This is a genomic window from Streptomyces sp. NPDC051555 (genome assembly GCF_044454405.1).
GTDB lineage: Bacteria > Actinomycetota > Actinomycetes > Streptomycetales > Streptomycetaceae > Streptomyces.
Window position 1 is genome coordinate 857,267 of the sequence record NZ_JBITDP010000002.1, and the last position, 14,906, is coordinate 872,172.

The window sequence follows — 14,906 nt, forward strand, 5'->3', positions numbered from 1 at the left end:
CCCGCGGCGGCCGCGGTCAGGGCCGCGGGGTCAGGGCCGCGGGGTCAGGGTGACGGGCAGGTCGAACAGGTCGTTCTGGGTCACGATCGGCTTGTTGCGCAGCTCCTCGCGGGCCACCGCCAGGCTCAGTTCGGGGAAGCGCGCGTACAGGGCCGGGAGGGCCACCGCCGCTTCCAGCCGGGAGAGCGCGGCGCCGGGGCAGACGTGCGGGCCGTGGCCGAAGGAGATGTGCCGGTTCGGGGTGCGGGTGATGTCGAACGAGCCGGCGCTCTCGCCGTGTTGGGCCTCGTCGCGGCCGATGGCGCCGAAGGAGACGACCAGGCCCTCGCCCTTCGGCAGGAACGCGCCGCCCACCTCCACGTCCTCGGCGGCGAAGCGGATCAGGACGTGCGAGGTCGGGGTCGACCAGCGCAGGGTCTCCTCGATGACGTCCTCCCAGGACGCCTCGCCCTTCAGGACCAGGGCGCGCTGTTCGGGGTGGGTCTCCAGGGCGACGACCGCGTTGACGATCAGGCTGATGGTGGTCTCGTGGCCGGCCGCGACCATCAGCTGGAGGGTGTTGGTGATCTCCTCGGTGGTGAGGCGGTCACCGTCCTCGGAGGCGGCGATCAGCGCACTGGTCAGGTCGTCGCCGGGGTTCTGCCGCTTGGACTCCACGATCCGGCCGAACAGCGCGCCGAGGTCCGCCATCATCTGCGGGACCTCCTCGGGCAGGGTCTGCGTCGAGAAGAACTTCTCGAACAGCTCCTTCATCCGGGGGTGGTCGGCGGCGTCGACGCCCATCAGCCGGCTGACCACGTTCATCGGCAGCGGGTACGCGAAGTGTGCCTTGAGGTCGACGTTCTCCCCCGCGGGCAGCTCGGCGAGCCGGTCCAGCATCTCCGTGGTCAGCGCCTCGATGCCGGCGCGCAGCGTCTCCACCCGGCGCACGGTCAGCGCCTGCGCGACCAGGGTGCGCAGCCGGCGGTGCTCGTCGCCGTCGACGGTCAGCATGGAGCGGCCGGGGTTGACGAGCCCGATCAGCGGCCAGTCCAGGGGTATCTCACCGCGCTGCCAGGCGCCCCAGGCGTTGATGTCCTTGACGATGCGGGGGTCGGTGAGCAGCTTGCGGGCCTCGGCGTGGTGGGTGACCGCGTAACAGGCGACCCCGCCGGGCAGGACGACGCGGACCAGCGGGCCGGCGGCACGCAGGGCGGCGCTCTCGGCGTCGAGGTCGGCCACGAAGGGGTCCAGGGCGATGGCGGCGGAGCCGGTGTGGTCGATCGGGCACGTCATCTGGTGACTCCAAGGGCGGGGGTCGGGGTGTAGGTCACGGGCAGTGCGGACAGGCCGCGCAGCCAGGGCGAGGGGCGGCGGGCGAGCGCGGAGGCGGGGACCGCCAGGTCGACGTCGGGGAGCCGGTCGAGGAGGACCTCGATGCCGGTCCGCGCGATGACCTCGGCGACCTCCTGCGCGGGGAACGGGCAGCGGTGTTCGCCGTGCCCGAAGGAGAAGAAGGCGTTGTTGCCACCGGTCAGCGCCCCGGCGTCGGTGCGCACGTGCGGGTCGGAGTTGGCGGCGGCCAGCCCCAGCAGGACGAGGTCGCCGCCGGCGATCCGGCGGCCGCCGAGGTGGGTGTCGCGGGAGGTCCAGCGGCCCGCCACGTTCTGGGTGGGGGTGTCCTCCCACAGGACCTCGTTCATGGCCTCGCCGACGCTGTGCCGGCCGCCCGCGAGGGAGGCCGCGAAGCGGTCGTCGGTGAGCATGAGGCGCAGCGAGTTGCCGATCCAGTCGGCGGTGGGCTGGTGCCCGGCGGCCATCATGACCATGAGGTCCTGGGCGACCTCGTCCAGGGTGAAGCCGGACCGGTTGGCGAGCATCCGCGAGGCCACGTCCGGGCCGGGCGCGGCCGACTTGGCGGCGAGCAGCGCGTACATGGAGGCGCCGAGGTGCTGCTGTCCCGCCAGCGCGCCCTCACGGCCGTTGATCATGTCGTTCATGGCCGTGACGAGGCCGGGCCCCTCCTCGTCCGCGAAGCCGTAGATACGGGCGAGGACGCGCAGCGGCAGCAGCATGGCGTACTCGCCGACGATGTCGCACTCGCCCCTGCCGCAGAGTTCGTCGATCAGCTCGTCCGCGAACCGCTCGGCGTGGCCCTTGAGTTCGAAGGGGTCGATGGCCTCCAGCGCGTCGGAGATCACCGCCGCCCGGTCGCGGTGGCGCTCGCCGACGGTGTAGAGGATCGACGGCTGCTTGCGGCCGATCATCGGCAGCAGCGGCCAGTCGGCGGGGATCCGGTCCCACTGGTTCCACAGGTCGGAGTCGCGGGAGAAGAGCACCGGGTCGCTGGTGACCTGGTGCAGTTCGCGGTAGCCGAGGACCAGCCAGGCCGGTACGTCGCCGTCGAGGACGACCGGGGCGACGGCGCCGTGGTCGCGGCGCATCTCCCGGTACAGCTCGGCGGGGTCGGTCTGGAACCGGGGGCCACCCAGCGGTACGGGGCAGTGCTCGGGGGTGGTCACGGGGTGGGCTCCGGGGTCGTCGGCCGGTCGGCCGTCTGGGCGTGCTGGGTGTGCCGTTCGTGGCGGACGTGTTGGACGTGCCGGACGAGGGAGATGAGGACCTGCTTGCTGGACTCGCGCGAGCGGGCGTCGCAGAAGACCAGCGGGACGTGCGGCGGGAGGTCCAGGGCGCCCCGGATCTGTTCCGGGGTGTGCACGGGACCACCGAAGTCGTTGCAGGCCACCACGAAGGGCGTGCCGTGGTGTTCGAGCCTGTCGATGGCGTACCAGGAGTCGGCGAGCCGTCGGGTGTCGACGAGGACGACCGCCCCGAGGGTGCCGGAGAACAGCCGGTCCCACAGGAACCAGAAGCGCTCCTGGCCGGGGGCTCCGAAGAGGTAGAGCACGTTGTGTGCGTCGAGGGTGATCCGGCCGAAGTCGAAGGCGACGGTGGTGGCGGTCTTGGTGGCGACGGTGGTGGTGTCGTCGACCGCCTCGCCCGCCTTCGTCATCGTCTCCTCGGTGTTCAGCGGACGGATCTCGCTGACCGAGCGGACCATGGTGGTCTTGCCGACGCCGAAGCCGCCCACGACGACGATCTTGAGACCGTTGTCCGCGGTGCTGCTGAGGGCCTGCCGGGCCGGGCGGGGTTCGCGCTGGTCAGCGGGCTGATCAGAGATTGCGGAGTCCAACGAGCACCTGCTCCAGGATGTCGGGGTCGGGAAGGAGGTACGCCGAACGCGGGTGCCGGGCACTGATCTTGCCGGTGCCGAGCAGGTCGGCGAGCAGGATCCGCACGATCGACACCGGCAGGCCCAGCTCCGCGGCGATCTCGACGACCGCCGTCGGGTACTGGCACATCCGCAGGATGGCCGCGTGTTCCGACTGCATGCCGACGACCGGATCGCATTCGGCGACGACCAGCGTCACGAGGTCGAAGGCGTCCGAGCCGGAGCGGCTGCGGCCGCCCGTGAGGGTGTAGAGCCGGTCCGGGGTATCGTCCCGGCCCGGCCTGCTCCGGCTCATCCCCGCGGCCTGGCGATCAGGTGCTCACCGAGCTGTTCGACCAGTTCCGACATGTTGTGGCCGACGAGGCCCGCGTCCGCGTCCTCCGCGGCGACCAGCGCCAGGTGGGCGCCTTCGCCCGCCTCGACGATGAAGAGGATCCCGCCGTAGAACTCGGCCATCGCGGAGCGGACGCCGCCGCTGCCGTCGCCGAACTCGATGGACGCCCCGTGCGAGAGGCTCTGGATCCCGGCGGCGATCGCCGCGAGCTGGTCGGCCTGGTCGACGGACAGCTCCGGGGTGCGACAGAGCTTGAGGCCGTCCCGGGAGAGCACGAGGGCGTGGCGGGCGCCGGGGGTGCGTTCCAGGAGGCTCTCCAGGAGCCAGCCGAGCGTCTCGTCGGTGGTGGTGCCGGTCATCGCGTGTTGCCTTCCGGGTGCGGGGGGTTCGAGGCGTGCGGGGGCGCTGTGGGCGGCGCGGCCGCGGCGCCGCGCACGGCCTGGCGGAAGCTGCCGAAGCGGGCGGCGGAGCGGGAGGCGTCCGCGGGCGGGCGCGCGGCCGACGGGTCGCCGGCCCCCTCGGGGTGGGCGGCGGCCAGGGTCCGGCCGCGGCGCCGCTGCGGTAGTCCGCTCTCGCCGAGTGCGGGGTGCTCGCCGGTGTCCTCGGCGTCCGCCGCGCCGGCCGCGCCCCCGTCGGTACGGGTCGCGGGGCGCACGGGGTCGCCGGCGCCATCGGCACCGGCGCCGGTGCGTGCGGCGCCGTGGTCCGCGGCGGGTTCGGCCGTCGCGGCGCCCATGTCGGCGGTGCGGGGATCCGTACGTCCGGCGCCGGCCGGGGCGTCGGCCGCACCCACGGGGACGGGGACACCGCCCGCGGCGGCGGGGTTCTCCGAGGGACCCCGGCTGATCAGGTCCTGAGGGAGCATCATCAGCGCGCCGGTGCCACCGCGTGCCGACGGGCGGAAGGACACGGTCAGTCCGTGTTTGCGGGCGAGGCGGCCGACCACGGCCAGGCCGAGGCGGGTTCCGGAGAGCCCGGCCAGGTCCAGCGATTCGGCGGCCACGGCCTGCTGGGCGCGGCGCAGCTGTACCTCGCTCATCACCAGGCCGCTGTCCTCGACGGTGATGATGATCCCGGCCGGGACCTCCTCCACGTACACGTGGACCTCGGCGGTCGGCGGCGAGAAGTTGGCCGCGTTGTCGAGCAGTTCGGCGAGCGCGTGCATGACGCCCTCGGCGGCGTGCCCGGCGATGGCCGCGTCACTGGTGAAGTGCAGCCGCACCCGCTGGTAGCTGCCGATCCGGCCCATCGCGCCGCGCAGGATGGACTCCATGACGATCGGCCTGGCCCAGCGGCGGCCCGAACGGGCGCCGGTGAGCACCGCGATGGAGTCGGCCAGCCGGCCCGCCTGGGCGGTGCGGTGGTCGAGGTGCAGCAGGTCTCCGAGGACGTCCTCGTCGGCGTGCCGGTGTTCCATCTCCCGCAGGTCGGCGAGCATGCCGGTGGCCAGCGCCTGCATCCGGCCCGCCGCGTTGGCGGCGGCGGCCATGGCGGCGGCCCGGCCGGATTCGGCGCGGCGCAGCTCGTCCCCGAGGTGTTGGCGCGCGCTGAGATGGGAGGCCGTCAGCCGGTCCGCCTCGGCGGCTCCGGCGCGCACGAGCCGGTCCAGCTCAGCGGCGTGATCACTGGTCAGTTGCCGCCGCTCGGCGGTGCGGGCGGCCGCGTCACGGGCGGCCGCGGCGGTGAGCCGGGATATCTCGGCGTCCCGGGCGGACACGTCGGCGGCGAGGCCGGCGGTGCGTCGGCGCAGCAGTTGGGCCGTGCGCGTCGTCCAGGTGAGCCCGAAGGCGGCGATCCCGAGCAGCAGGACGCCGGTCACGGAGAACCAGGCGAGCGGGGTTTGGACGGTCGACGGGGCCGCGGCCACCGCCGCCGTGCAGAGCGCTCCGCCGACCGCTGCGGTGAGCAGCAGGGCGAGCGCGGAGGGGCGAAAGGGGGAGGGCGACGCCGTCATCAATCAAAGCCTCAAACCGGACAGAAATGGAAGAGAGGGTTCCTGTGGCAACGAGAGGCAACTATAGGAGAGTTGCTGATCGATTGAGAAAGTCCTTGATGAAGATTGGATCGCGACACGGTCATTTGGTAGGGATCTGAGGCGTTTTGTCGTCTCATTTTCACGTGCCAGCACCCCGCCACGCACCCTCGGCACACCCTCGGCACACCCTCGGCACACCCCGCGCGCGACGGCCGGAGCAAGATCATGTGACCTGGCATCAGGGCCGACCGCTCCCCCGACGGACTCCCCGCGGGGCAATGGCCCACTCCCACGGCAGCAGAATGGCCCTTCTGGACGGGACATGGGCCTCCTAGGATCGGACGGGTGACCAACAAAGTTGATTTCTACTTCGATCCCATCTGCCCCTTCGCCTGGATCACCTCCCGCTGGATCCTGGAGGTGGAGAAGCAGCGCGACCTGGACCTCAATTTCCGTGTCATGAGCCTGTCCGTGCTCAACGAGGGCAAGGAAGACCTGCCCGAGCGCTACCGCAGGCTGCTGGAGACCGGCTGGGGCCCCGTACGGGTCTGCATCGCCGCCGCCCAGGAGCACGGCGAAGGCGTACTGCGCGACCTGTACACCGCCCTCGGCACCCGGCTGCACAACCAGGACCGCTCGGCCACGGACGAGCTGATCCGCGAAGCCCTGGCCGAGGTCGGCCTGCCGGTGGAGCTGGCCGAGGCCGCCGAGCGCACCGAATACGACGACGCCCTGCGCAAGAGCCACCACGAGGGCATGGACCCGGTCGGCGAGGAGGTCGGCACGCCGACGATCCACATCGACGGCACCGCCTTCTTCGGACCGGTCCTGACCTCGATCCCGCGCGGCGAGGACGCCGTACGGGTCTTCGACGGGGTGCGACTGCTCGCCGGGTACTCCGACTTCTTCGAGCTCAAGCGCACCCGGACCGGCGGCCTCGACTTCAGCTGAGGCCGCTCCGCGGCCGGGGCGGACCTCCGGTCGGGTGGGACCTCCGACCGGGAAGCCCCGCGTTCACCGCGAGCCGGATCGCGGCCGGTCGCCCCCGCGGCGGCCGGCCGCCGCCGTGAGCGCGACACAGGCCGTGAAGACCAGGCCGGCGCCCCGCAGGCCCAGCCACAGGGTGAGCGCCCCGACGCCCACCACGGGCAGGGAGATCCCGCAGTAGGCGACGACGAACAGCGTGGAGATCGTGGCGCCCCGCTGCTCCGCGGGGGCCGCGGCCGATACGGTCGCCACCGCCGCGCGGAAGGCCATGCCCTGGCCGACCCCGGCGAGGGCGCCGCCCACCACGAGCAGCGGCAGCGATTCCACCGCCAGCGAGGCGGCGACCAGCGCCAGGCCGGCCACCAGCAGCAGCCGCCCGCGCGGTAGCGCGCGCTCCGCCTCCAGCCGGCCCGCGGCCCACTGGCCCACGGTGGAGGCCAGGAAGACCGAGAAGACGATGGCCCCCGCCACCGCGTGGTTGGTGACGTCGAGCGTCTGCGCGACGAAGGTGGGCGCCACCGCCGTGAACAGCCCGAGCAGGGCGAAGCCGGCGAAGGCGGCCGGCGCGCAGAGCGCGAACGCCGCCCGGGCCCCGGGTGGTACGCGCAGGCCCTGGGGATGCGGCCGGGCCCGCCGGTCGGGCCGCTCCACGGTCTCCGGCAGCAGCAGCACGACCACCGCCGCGGGCACGAGCAGGGCGAGGTGCACCAGGAAGGGCAGTGCGAGCGGGTGCGGGGCGTACTCGGCGAGCAGCCCGGCCACCAGCGGTCCGCAGCCGAGGCCGCCCATGTTGGCGGCGGTGGCGGCGAAGGCGGCCCGGGCCCGACCCTCGGGCGGGGCGAGCTCGATGACGGTGGCGGTCGCGGTGCCGCTGAGCAGCCCGGCCGCGAAGCCGGACAGCAGTCGCCCGGCGAAGAGCAGCGGCAGCCCGTCCTCGGACAGGAAGCAGACGGCGCTCGCCGCCGACAGCGCGAGCGCGGCCAGCAGGACGGGCCGCCGCCCGGCCCGGTCGGAGTAGTCCCCGGCGAGCAGCAGCACGGCCAGCACGCCGACCGCGTAGACGGCGAAGACGACGGTCACCACGAAGGTGGAGAAGCCGATCTCCTCGCGGTAGAGCCCGTAGAGCGGTGTCGGCAGCGTGGTGCCCATCATGCCGACCGCGAAGACGGCCGCGGCGGCCAGGTATCCGGGTCTGCGGCGCGGTGCGGCGGTGATCACCACCGCATCGTACGAGCGGGCCCGCGCCCCGCCCGGGAGCCCGGCCCGGCTCCGCGCGCCCCGGCGCGCGCCCGCCGCACATCCGGTGCACCTCCGCCGCGCACCCGCTGCGCACCCGCTGCGCGGATCGTCAACGATCTCCGCGCTCAGTGCACAACCACGGCGGCCGTTCCTCCCTAGGCTCGGGGAGCGGAGTGCGTGAGCGGTGGTGTTGGCATCGGGGGACGCAACACCACCCCTCGCGCACCCGACCCCGCGGCCCCGTCCCGGAGCTCCCGCAAGGTGTGACGGAATCCTGACGGCCGGCCGCCGACCCTGGTGCCGGGCGGGCGTCGGTGGTCGAATCGCCGGGTGAGCACTGAACAGCACGCACGGGATCCCGAGCGCCCGGACCCCGAGGGCCCCGACCCCGAGGGCCCCGATCCGGACGGCCAGGGCTCCCCCGTCGGCCGCCGCGTGGTCCTGGGGATGGTCGGCCTCGGGGCCGTGGGCCTGGCCGCCGCCCCCTTCCTCCAGCGCGGCTTCGAATCGGTCCTGGGGGCCACCGCCGACAAGGACCCCACCGGGATCACCTCCCTGCTGCCCAACGGCGGCGGCTTCCGCTACTACTCGGTGGCCTCCTCCGTCCCCCGGCGCGGCCCGCAGGACTACCGGCTCACCGTGGACGGCATGGTCGAGCGCCCGGCCACGTACACCCTGGACGACCTCGGTCGGCTCCCGCAGACCCGGGTCGTGCGCGACGTGCAGTGCGTGACGGGCTGGCGGGTCCCGAACACGCCCTTCGAAGGGGTGCCGCTGTACCGGCTGCTGGACGCGGCCGGCGTCAGCCCGCAGGCCCGGGCCATCCGCTTCACCTGCTTCGACGGCGCGTACACCGAGAGCCTGACCCTGCCGCAGGCCCGGCGCGACGACGTACTGGTGGCCCTGCGCATGCAGGACCAGCCCCTCGGCCACACCCACGGCGGTCCGGTCAGGCTCTACGCCGCCCCCATGTACTTCTACAAGTCGGCGAAGTGGCTCTCCGGCATCACGGTGACCCGGGACGTGGAACCGGGTTACTGGGAACGCCTCGGCTACGACGTCGACGCCTGGGTCGGAAAGTCGAACGGACGCGACGATGCCCCTACCGTCTGAGACCGCCGCGGCGACCGCCGCCCCGCGGGTGCGCCGGTTCGGCCGCTCCCAGCGCCTGGTGCACCGGGCCACCGGCGTCCTGATGGGCCTGTGCGTGGCCTCGGCCGCCTGCCTGTACCTCTCCCCGCTCGCCGAACTGGTCGGCCGCCGCCACCTCGTCGTCACCGTGCACGAGTGGTCCGGGCTGCTGCTCCCGGCGCCCTTCCTGCTGGGGCTGGCCTCGCGGGCCTTCCGCGGCGATCTGCGCCGGCTGGGCCGCTTCGGCCCGCACGACGGGGCGTGGCTGCGGGCGGCGCTGCGCCGGGACCGGTGGAGCCCGCGGCCCGCCGGCAAGTTCAACGCCGGACAGAAGGTGTACGCGAGCTGGCTGGCCGGAGCGGTCCTGGTGATGCTGGGGACCGGGCTGCTCATGTGGGTGACCGGCTTCGCACCGCTGCGCTGGCGGACGGCGGCGACCTTCGTCCACGACTGGCTGGCGCTCGCCCTGGGCGTGGTGCTCGCCGCTCACGTGGGCAAGGCGCTGGCCGATCCGGAGGCCCGGCGCGGCATGCGGACCGGCTCGGTGGACCGGGACTGGGCCGGGCGGGAACACCCGCTGTGGCGGATCCCGGACGGCCGGGAGGACTGAGCGGCAGGGGGCGGCCCCGCGCGGACCGCCCCCTCGGCCGCTCAGCCGCCGTCGCGGACGGCCACGATGCCGTTGAAGACGCCGACGTACGCCGTTCCGTCGGGGCCGATGGTGATGGGCGCCCAGTTGTTGTCGTACAGCGGTCCGGTACCGGTCAGTCGCCTCCAGCGGCGCTGGCCGGTGCGGAAGTCGACGGCGCTGAGGTACCAGGCGTCGATCCCCCAGGCGTTGGGCTCCTTCTCGTAGAAGTAGAGCAGCCCGTTGGCCGCGGAGAGCTTGGGCACGGTCGAGGGCGAGCGGATCCCGCTCTCCCACACGGTGTCGCAGCCGCTGCCGTCGGGCCGGACGTCGACCCGGCTGACGCCGCCGACGACGCTCTTGCCGAGCAGGAGCGTGGTGAGGTTCTCGTAGCCGTAGTTGTTCTCGACGACGAGGCTGTTGCCCCAACTGATCAGGGAGTTGTCGGTGGTGGAGGCGCCGGAGCGGAAGACCGGGACCTTGCAGACGAGCCGCCGGTCGGCCGGGACGCCCGCGCCCCGCCGGTAGACGAGGATGTTCATCCGGTCGTCGGCGTTGTCCGTGATGGCGACGTAGCCGTCGCCGAAGAGGTCCGGGGTGGTGCCCGAACCCTGGTTCACGGAACCGGGTTTGGTGCCCGTGCCGCGGTCGTAGGTCTGGCGCCACTGCACCTGCGGGGTGCCGTCGGCCGTGGCGCGGAAGCTGTAGAGCGCGTGGTCGGAGACGATCGACACGCCGTCCTCGGCGACGGAGAAGGAGTTCTGGATCTCCTCCCCCTCCAGCCGGACGGAGCGCAGGGCCCCGGTCGCCGGGTCGAGGGTGCCGACGCGGCCCTGCCGGGTGACCCACCAGATGCGGCCCTGCCAGTCGGGCATCACCGAGGTGAGCGGATCGCAGGTGCCGCTGGGCCGCAGGTTGGTCCAGCTCACGCAGTCGTGCGGGACCTGCCCGGTGAGGTCCCAGTCGTCGGCGACGGTGAACTTCCAGCTGCCGTCGGGGTTCTGGCCGTGCGCGAGGCGCAGGACGTGCTGGCGGGAGTCGGCCAGCACCGCCCGGTCCTGGTCGTCCAGGTAGAAGTACGCGCCGCCCGAGGTGTCCTTGAATATCTTCGAGAAGTCGAGCGAGGTGACCGCCTCGACCGTCGAGGAGCGCTGCGGGAGCGGGTACTCCGCGAGCGGGGCGAGCGAGCGGGGGTCGAGCAGTTTGACCTTGAAGCCGGAGAAGGTGCCGCAGACCGTGACCAGGCGCCCGCCCGCGTCGAAGGTGGCGGTGGCGCACTCGCCGCCGAGCGCGGCGATCTTCTCGCTGGTGACCCTGGGGTTCTTGCCGAGCGGACCGGACCAGGGATAGGTGGCGCTGCCCGCCGCGTCGGCGTGCATCCCGCTGCGCCCGTTGGGCGCGAGGAAGGGGTGCTGGGGCGGGGCCTGGCCGGGCACCGGTTCGGCCGTCGCGGGGCTGCCGTCATAGTGGCTGACCAGCCGGTGGCCGGGTGCCTGGGGTATCGCGTCGGCCCGCGCCGGGGAGATCCCGTACATCGCCACGACAACCGCGACGGCCGGAACCACCGCGCAGTTCAGCGCTCTTCGCACCATCCGGGCTTCCTCCTCTCTCGTGCGTCTCTCTTCCGTCGTGTCGACGGTGTGCCTGACATCACGCCGCGGCCAGACGGTAGATCGGGCGACCGGAGGAGTCCATGCACGGGCGGGATGATTCACCCGCGCGCGACGCCGGTCAGGGCCTGAGGTCGCCGACCACCTGCGCCGTGGCCGCGAGGCCGTTGTGGATGGTCGCGGCCATGCTGCTGCTCGCCAGGTAGAAGCCGAGCAGGACGCAGACCAGCGCGTGCGAGAACTTGAGGCCGCCACTGCGTACGAAGATCGACGCGAGGACGATGAGCAGGACGACCACGGAAAGCGAAATCACCATCGGGCACCTCCTTGTGCGCGGCGCCATGGTGGCGCAGCGGGCGGCGCCTTCGGGTGAAACGGGTGTCCGCCATACGGGTGTTGACCGTGTGTGACAGCGGTGGATCAGCGGTCGGCGTGCCTGCGGCCCGGATCCGCGGATCGTCAAGCGGCTCCGGTGCCCGGGGTCTTGCCGCGGGGGCGGGGGGCGTGCCATATATGTCTAGACCTTTGCGGCGTCGATCGCGGCCCCCACCCGCCCCGGCCCCACCCGGACGGCGCCGCACCGACACCCCGTGAGGACGCCCCCTTGCGCCGCCCCGCCTCCCCCACCGGAACGACCTCCCACGCCGCAACGGCCGCCCGCTGTCTGGCCGTCGCCGCCCTCACCGTCCTCACCGCCTGCGGCTCCCCCGACACCCGGCCACCCGCGTCGCCCTCCGGGCTCACCGCCCAGGCGGGGAGCGCCACTTCCGTGCACGTGATGTGGCAATCCGCCGACGCGCGGGACGGTGTGACGCGGTATCAGATACTCCAGGCAGGGGCCGTGGTCCGGGAGGTCCCGGCCGAGAAGACGATGGTGGACCTCACCGGCCTGACTCCGCGGACGGCGTACTCCTTCACCGTGCGGGCCGGGGACGCCGCCGGGAACCTCTCCGCCCCCAGCGCCGCGGCCACCGTCACCACCGGAGCCGCCAAGGCCGAGGACCACCGGCCGCCGACGACCCCGACGCGCGCGTCCGGCCACCCGGACGGCGCCCGCGCCGCCGTCCTGACCTGGGCCCCCGCCACCGACGACACGGGCGTGACGGCCTACGACGTCTACCAGGGCGGGGTGCGCATCCACACCGCCGGCGCCACGGAGACCAGCACCCGCCTGACGGGCCTACAGCCGGACACCGTCTACACCTTCACCGTGCGCGCCCGCGACGGCGCCGACAACTCCTCGCCCGACAGCCCGCCGGTGGACGTCACCACCGCCACCGCCACGGGCAAGGGCCCGAGCACGGCGCCCGCCGACTTCACCGCGACCGCTTCGCCCGGTTCCGTCGCCCTGTCCTGGAACCCGCCCGACACCGGGCAGCCCACCGCCGAGTACCAGCTCTACGTCAACGAGCAGCCCACGACCATCATCCAGTTCGGTACGGGCGCGGTGCCCGCGGGACGGGCCGAGTACCGGCTCAGCGTCGCCGAACCGGCCGGTACGCTCTGGTCCCTGAAGCTGCGCGCACGGCTGCCCGACGGCAACTGGGGGTCCTTCTCGGCGGAGCGCCGGGTCCCGCTCGCCTGAGCCCTCGCGGCCGCGCGGGCCCCCACGGCCGCGCGTGATCTTCCGCGATCTTCACCGAACGGCACTGCCACGAACGCGGATCGCGCACAATACTTGCGTGTTCGGTGAGTACTCGATCAACAGCGGTCAGTCCGGTCCGCCGGGCGGCGACCCTCGGCCAGACTCTGCCTCCGTGCCGGGGAACCTGCCGCCGGAGACGGCGGCGTTAGTGGGTCGGGAGCGCGAACTCGACCTCATGGAGTCGCTGTTGCGCGAGCACCGGTTGACCACCCTGACCGGCGTCGGAGGTGTCGGCAAGTCCCGGCTGGCCCTGCGCGCCCTGCACGCCCTGCCCCCGGGACACCGCGACGGCGTCTGGTGGGTGGAGCTGTCGCCCCTGCGCGATCCGGAGCTGCTCACCTCCACCGTCGCCCACACCCTGGGGCTCTCCGACCACTCCGCGCGCTCCCCCGACGAGGAGCTCTGCGCCTGGATGGCGGACAAGGAGCTGCTCCTGGTCCTCGACACCGCCGAACACCTGGTGGCCGCCTGCCGCCACCTGGTGGGCGAACTCCTCCAGTCCGCCCCGGGCCTCACCGTGCTGGTCACCTCCCGCGAACCGCTGGGCTCCCCCGGCGAGATGCTGGTCGAGGTCCGCCCGCTGCCCGCCGAGGGACCCGACAGCGACGCCCTCGCGCTCTTCCGCCAACGCGCCCTGGCCGCCGCGCCGGAGACCGCGGCCGCCTTCGCCGATCCCCGGCGCGCGGCCATCGCCGCCGAGGTCTGCCGCCGCCTGGACGGGATTCCGCTCGCCCTCGAACTCGCCGGCGCCCGGCTGCGGTTGTGGAGCCTGGAGGAGATGGCCCAGCGCCTGGACGCGCGGTTCGACGTGCTGTCCGACCCCCTGACCGCACTCCCACCGCGGCACCGGACCATGCGGACGGCGATCGGCTGGAGCCACGAGCTGTGCGCGCCGGTGGAGCGGCTGCTGTGGGCACGGCTGTCGGTCTTCGCCGGGGACTTCGACCTGACGGCCGCCCGCGCGGTGTGCTCGGGCGGGCCGCTGCCGCCGGCCCGGGTGGAGCGGGTACTGGACGCACTGGTCGCGAAGTCGGTGGTGCGGCGCACCGAGGAGCGGGGCAGCGGGGCCCGCTACCGGATGCTGGACACGATCCGCGAGTACGGGCACGACTGGCTGATCGAGCTCGACGAGGTGCGCACGCTCGCCGACCGGCACGCCCACTGGTACGCGGCCCTCGCCCGAGCCGCCGACGCGGGCTGGCTCGGCCCGGGCCAGGTCGACTGGTACCGCAGGATGACCGCCGAACACGCACAGCTGCGCACCGCCCTGGAGCACCTGCTGGGCACCGACCGGACGACGGCCCTGGAGATGGCCGGGGCGCTGTGGTTCTTCTGGTTCTCCTGCGGGCACACGCACGAGGGCCGCGGCTTCCTGGAGCGGGCGCTCCAGGGGGCCCCGAGGGCCGGGACGGCGCACTTCCAGGCGCTCTGGGCGCTCGGGCTCACCGCCATGCTCCAGGGGGAGATGCCCACCGCCCGGGCGCTGGGCGCGCAGTGCGTCGAGGCGGCCGTCCACCTGGCGGACCCCGAACCGGAGCTGCGGGGCGCGTACCTGCTCTCGGTGTCCCTGCTGATGCCCGGGGATCCGCAGCGGGCGCTGGAGCTGGCCGGTCCGCGGGCCCGGGCCGGGCACGGCGGGCGCACCAGCGGCCCGGGCTGGCTGCTGTGCCGGCTGTCGGCCTCGTACGCGCTGTGCGACCTGGGCAGGTTCGAGGAGGCGGCCGAGGAGGCCCGGGGGCTGGGCGAGGCCTGTGCGGAGCTGGGCGACCGCTGGCTGCGCGCCTACGCCGACTACGTGCTGGCGGTGGCGGCGCTCGGGCTCGGCCACCACGGGGAGGCGGCCCGGCACGTGCGGGCGATGCTCTCGGGCAAGCGGCTGCTGGGCGACCGGCTGGGGATCGCGCTGGGCCTGGACGTGCTGGCGGCCGCGGTGGCGGGGCTGGGCGACGGGGAACTGGCGGCGCGGCTGCTGGGCACCGGCCAGGCGTGGTGGCGGACGGTCGGCCACCCCCAGATGGGCGGCTCGCCCTCGCTGCTGGCCCTGCGGGACGAGGGCGAACGGCGCGCGCGGGCGGCGATCGGGGACGAGGCCTACGAGGTCGCCTTCCGCGGCGGCGCGGCGGCGCCCACCGGCTGAGCGCCGACG

General features: G+C 73.7%; 14 protein-coding genes. 5 read left to right on the forward strand and 9 right to left on the reverse strand.

The window, feature by feature from the left end:
- Positions 1 to 30 precede the first annotated feature (30 nt).
- The 6 genes from ACIBEA_RS07710 to ACIBEA_RS07735 are packed head-to-tail and all read right to left on the reverse strand — an operon-like array spanning position 31 to position 5,499.
- Complete coding sequence (locus tag ACIBEA_RS07710; RefSeq protein ID WP_399258905.1) at positions 31 to 1,275, reverse strand: cytochrome P450; 1,245 nt, start codon at positions 1,273 to 1,275, stop codon at positions 31 to 33.
- Positions 1,272 to 2,501, reverse strand: a complete 1,230-nt coding sequence (locus ACIBEA_RS07715) for a cytochrome P450 (protein WP_399258906.1) — start codon at positions 2,499 to 2,501, stop codon at positions 1,272 to 1,274. The genes ACIBEA_RS07710 and ACIBEA_RS07715 overlap by 4 nt, the downstream gene beginning before the upstream one ends.
- Positions 2,498 to 3,172, reverse strand: coding sequence for a GTP-binding protein (locus tag ACIBEA_RS07720; protein ID WP_399258907.1), 675 nt, complete (start codon positions 3,170 to 3,172; stop codon positions 2,498 to 2,500). The genes ACIBEA_RS07715 and ACIBEA_RS07720 overlap by 4 nt, the downstream gene beginning before the upstream one ends.
- Positions 3,153 to 3,506, reverse strand: a complete 354-nt coding sequence (locus tag ACIBEA_RS07725) for a DUF742 domain-containing protein (RefSeq protein WP_399258908.1) — start codon at positions 3,504 to 3,506, stop codon at positions 3,153 to 3,155. Before ACIBEA_RS07725 ends, ACIBEA_RS07720 begins: the two co-directional genes overlap by 20 nt.
- Entirely contained in the window at positions 3,503 to 3,904 is a 402-nt protein-coding gene (locus ACIBEA_RS07730) for a roadblock/LC7 domain-containing protein (RefSeq protein WP_354381922.1), read from the reverse strand. The genes ACIBEA_RS07725 and ACIBEA_RS07730 overlap by 4 nt, the downstream gene beginning before the upstream one ends.
- Complete coding sequence (locus ACIBEA_RS07735) at positions 3,901 to 5,499, reverse strand: sensor histidine kinase (RefSeq protein WP_399258909.1); 1,599 nt, start codon at positions 5,497 to 5,499, stop codon at positions 3,901 to 3,903. The genes ACIBEA_RS07730 and ACIBEA_RS07735 overlap by 4 nt, the downstream gene beginning before the upstream one ends.
- Before the next feature lie 366 nt (positions 5,500 to 5,865).
- Here ACIBEA_RS07735 and ACIBEA_RS07740 point away from each other — a divergent pair, with 366 nt between their 5' ends.
- Positions 5,866 to 6,471, forward strand: coding sequence for a disulfide bond formation protein DsbA (locus ACIBEA_RS07740; protein ID WP_399258910.1), 606 nt, complete (start codon positions 5,866 to 5,868; stop codon positions 6,469 to 6,471).
- 63 nt (positions 6,472 to 6,534) lie between these two features.
- On the opposite strand, the gene ACIBEA_RS07745 is transcribed toward ACIBEA_RS07740, so the two are convergent.
- Positions 6,535 to 7,659, reverse strand: a complete 1,125-nt coding sequence (locus ACIBEA_RS07745) for an MFS transporter (protein WP_399259066.1) — start codon at positions 7,657 to 7,659, stop codon at positions 6,535 to 6,537.
- Between the two features lie 534 nt (positions 7,660 to 8,193).
- Between ACIBEA_RS07745 and ACIBEA_RS07750 the strand changes: the two genes are divergently transcribed.
- Complete coding sequence (locus ACIBEA_RS07750) at positions 8,194 to 8,859, forward strand: molybdopterin-dependent oxidoreductase (protein WP_399259067.1); 666 nt, start codon at positions 8,194 to 8,196, stop codon at positions 8,857 to 8,859.
- Entirely contained in the window at positions 8,843 to 9,487 is a 645-nt protein-coding gene (locus ACIBEA_RS07755) for a cytochrome b/b6 domain-containing protein (protein WP_399258911.1), read from the forward strand. Before ACIBEA_RS07750 ends, ACIBEA_RS07755 begins: the two co-directional genes overlap by 17 nt.
- Positions 9,488 to 9,528: 41 nt before the next feature.
- On the opposite strand, the gene ACIBEA_RS07760 is transcribed toward ACIBEA_RS07755, so the two are convergent.
- Both ACIBEA_RS07760 and ACIBEA_RS07765 read right to left on the reverse strand, forming a co-directional pair.
- Positions 9,529 to 11,097: a hypothetical protein gene (locus tag ACIBEA_RS07760; RefSeq protein ID WP_399258912.1), complete on the reverse strand. Its 1,569-nt coding sequence runs from the start codon at positions 11,095 to 11,097 to the stop codon at positions 9,529 to 9,531.
- 139 nt (positions 11,098 to 11,236) lie between these two features.
- Positions 11,237 to 11,431 carry a hypothetical protein gene (locus ACIBEA_RS07765; RefSeq protein ID WP_354381926.1) on the reverse strand — a complete coding sequence of 65 codons (195 nt, stop codon included), beginning with the start codon at positions 11,429 to 11,431 and terminating at the stop codon, positions 11,237 to 11,239.
- A 288-nt stretch (positions 11,432 to 11,719) separates the two neighbouring features.
- Between ACIBEA_RS07765 and ACIBEA_RS07770 the strand changes: the two genes are divergently transcribed.
- Both ACIBEA_RS07770 and ACIBEA_RS07775 read left to right on the forward strand, forming a co-directional pair.
- The gene (locus ACIBEA_RS07770; protein ID WP_399258913.1) at positions 11,720 to 12,700 is read left to right on the forward strand and encodes a fibronectin type III domain-containing protein; all 981 of its coding nucleotides are present in this window, start codon (positions 11,720 to 11,722) and stop codon (positions 12,698 to 12,700) included.
- Positions 12,701 to 12,872: 172 nt separating this feature from the next.
- The gene (locus tag ACIBEA_RS07775) at positions 12,873 to 14,897 is read left to right on the forward strand and encodes an ATP-binding protein (protein WP_399258914.1); all 2,025 of its coding nucleotides are present in this window, start codon (positions 12,873 to 12,875) and stop codon (positions 14,895 to 14,897) included.
- The last annotated feature ends 9 nt before the right edge of the window (positions 14,898 to 14,906 follow it).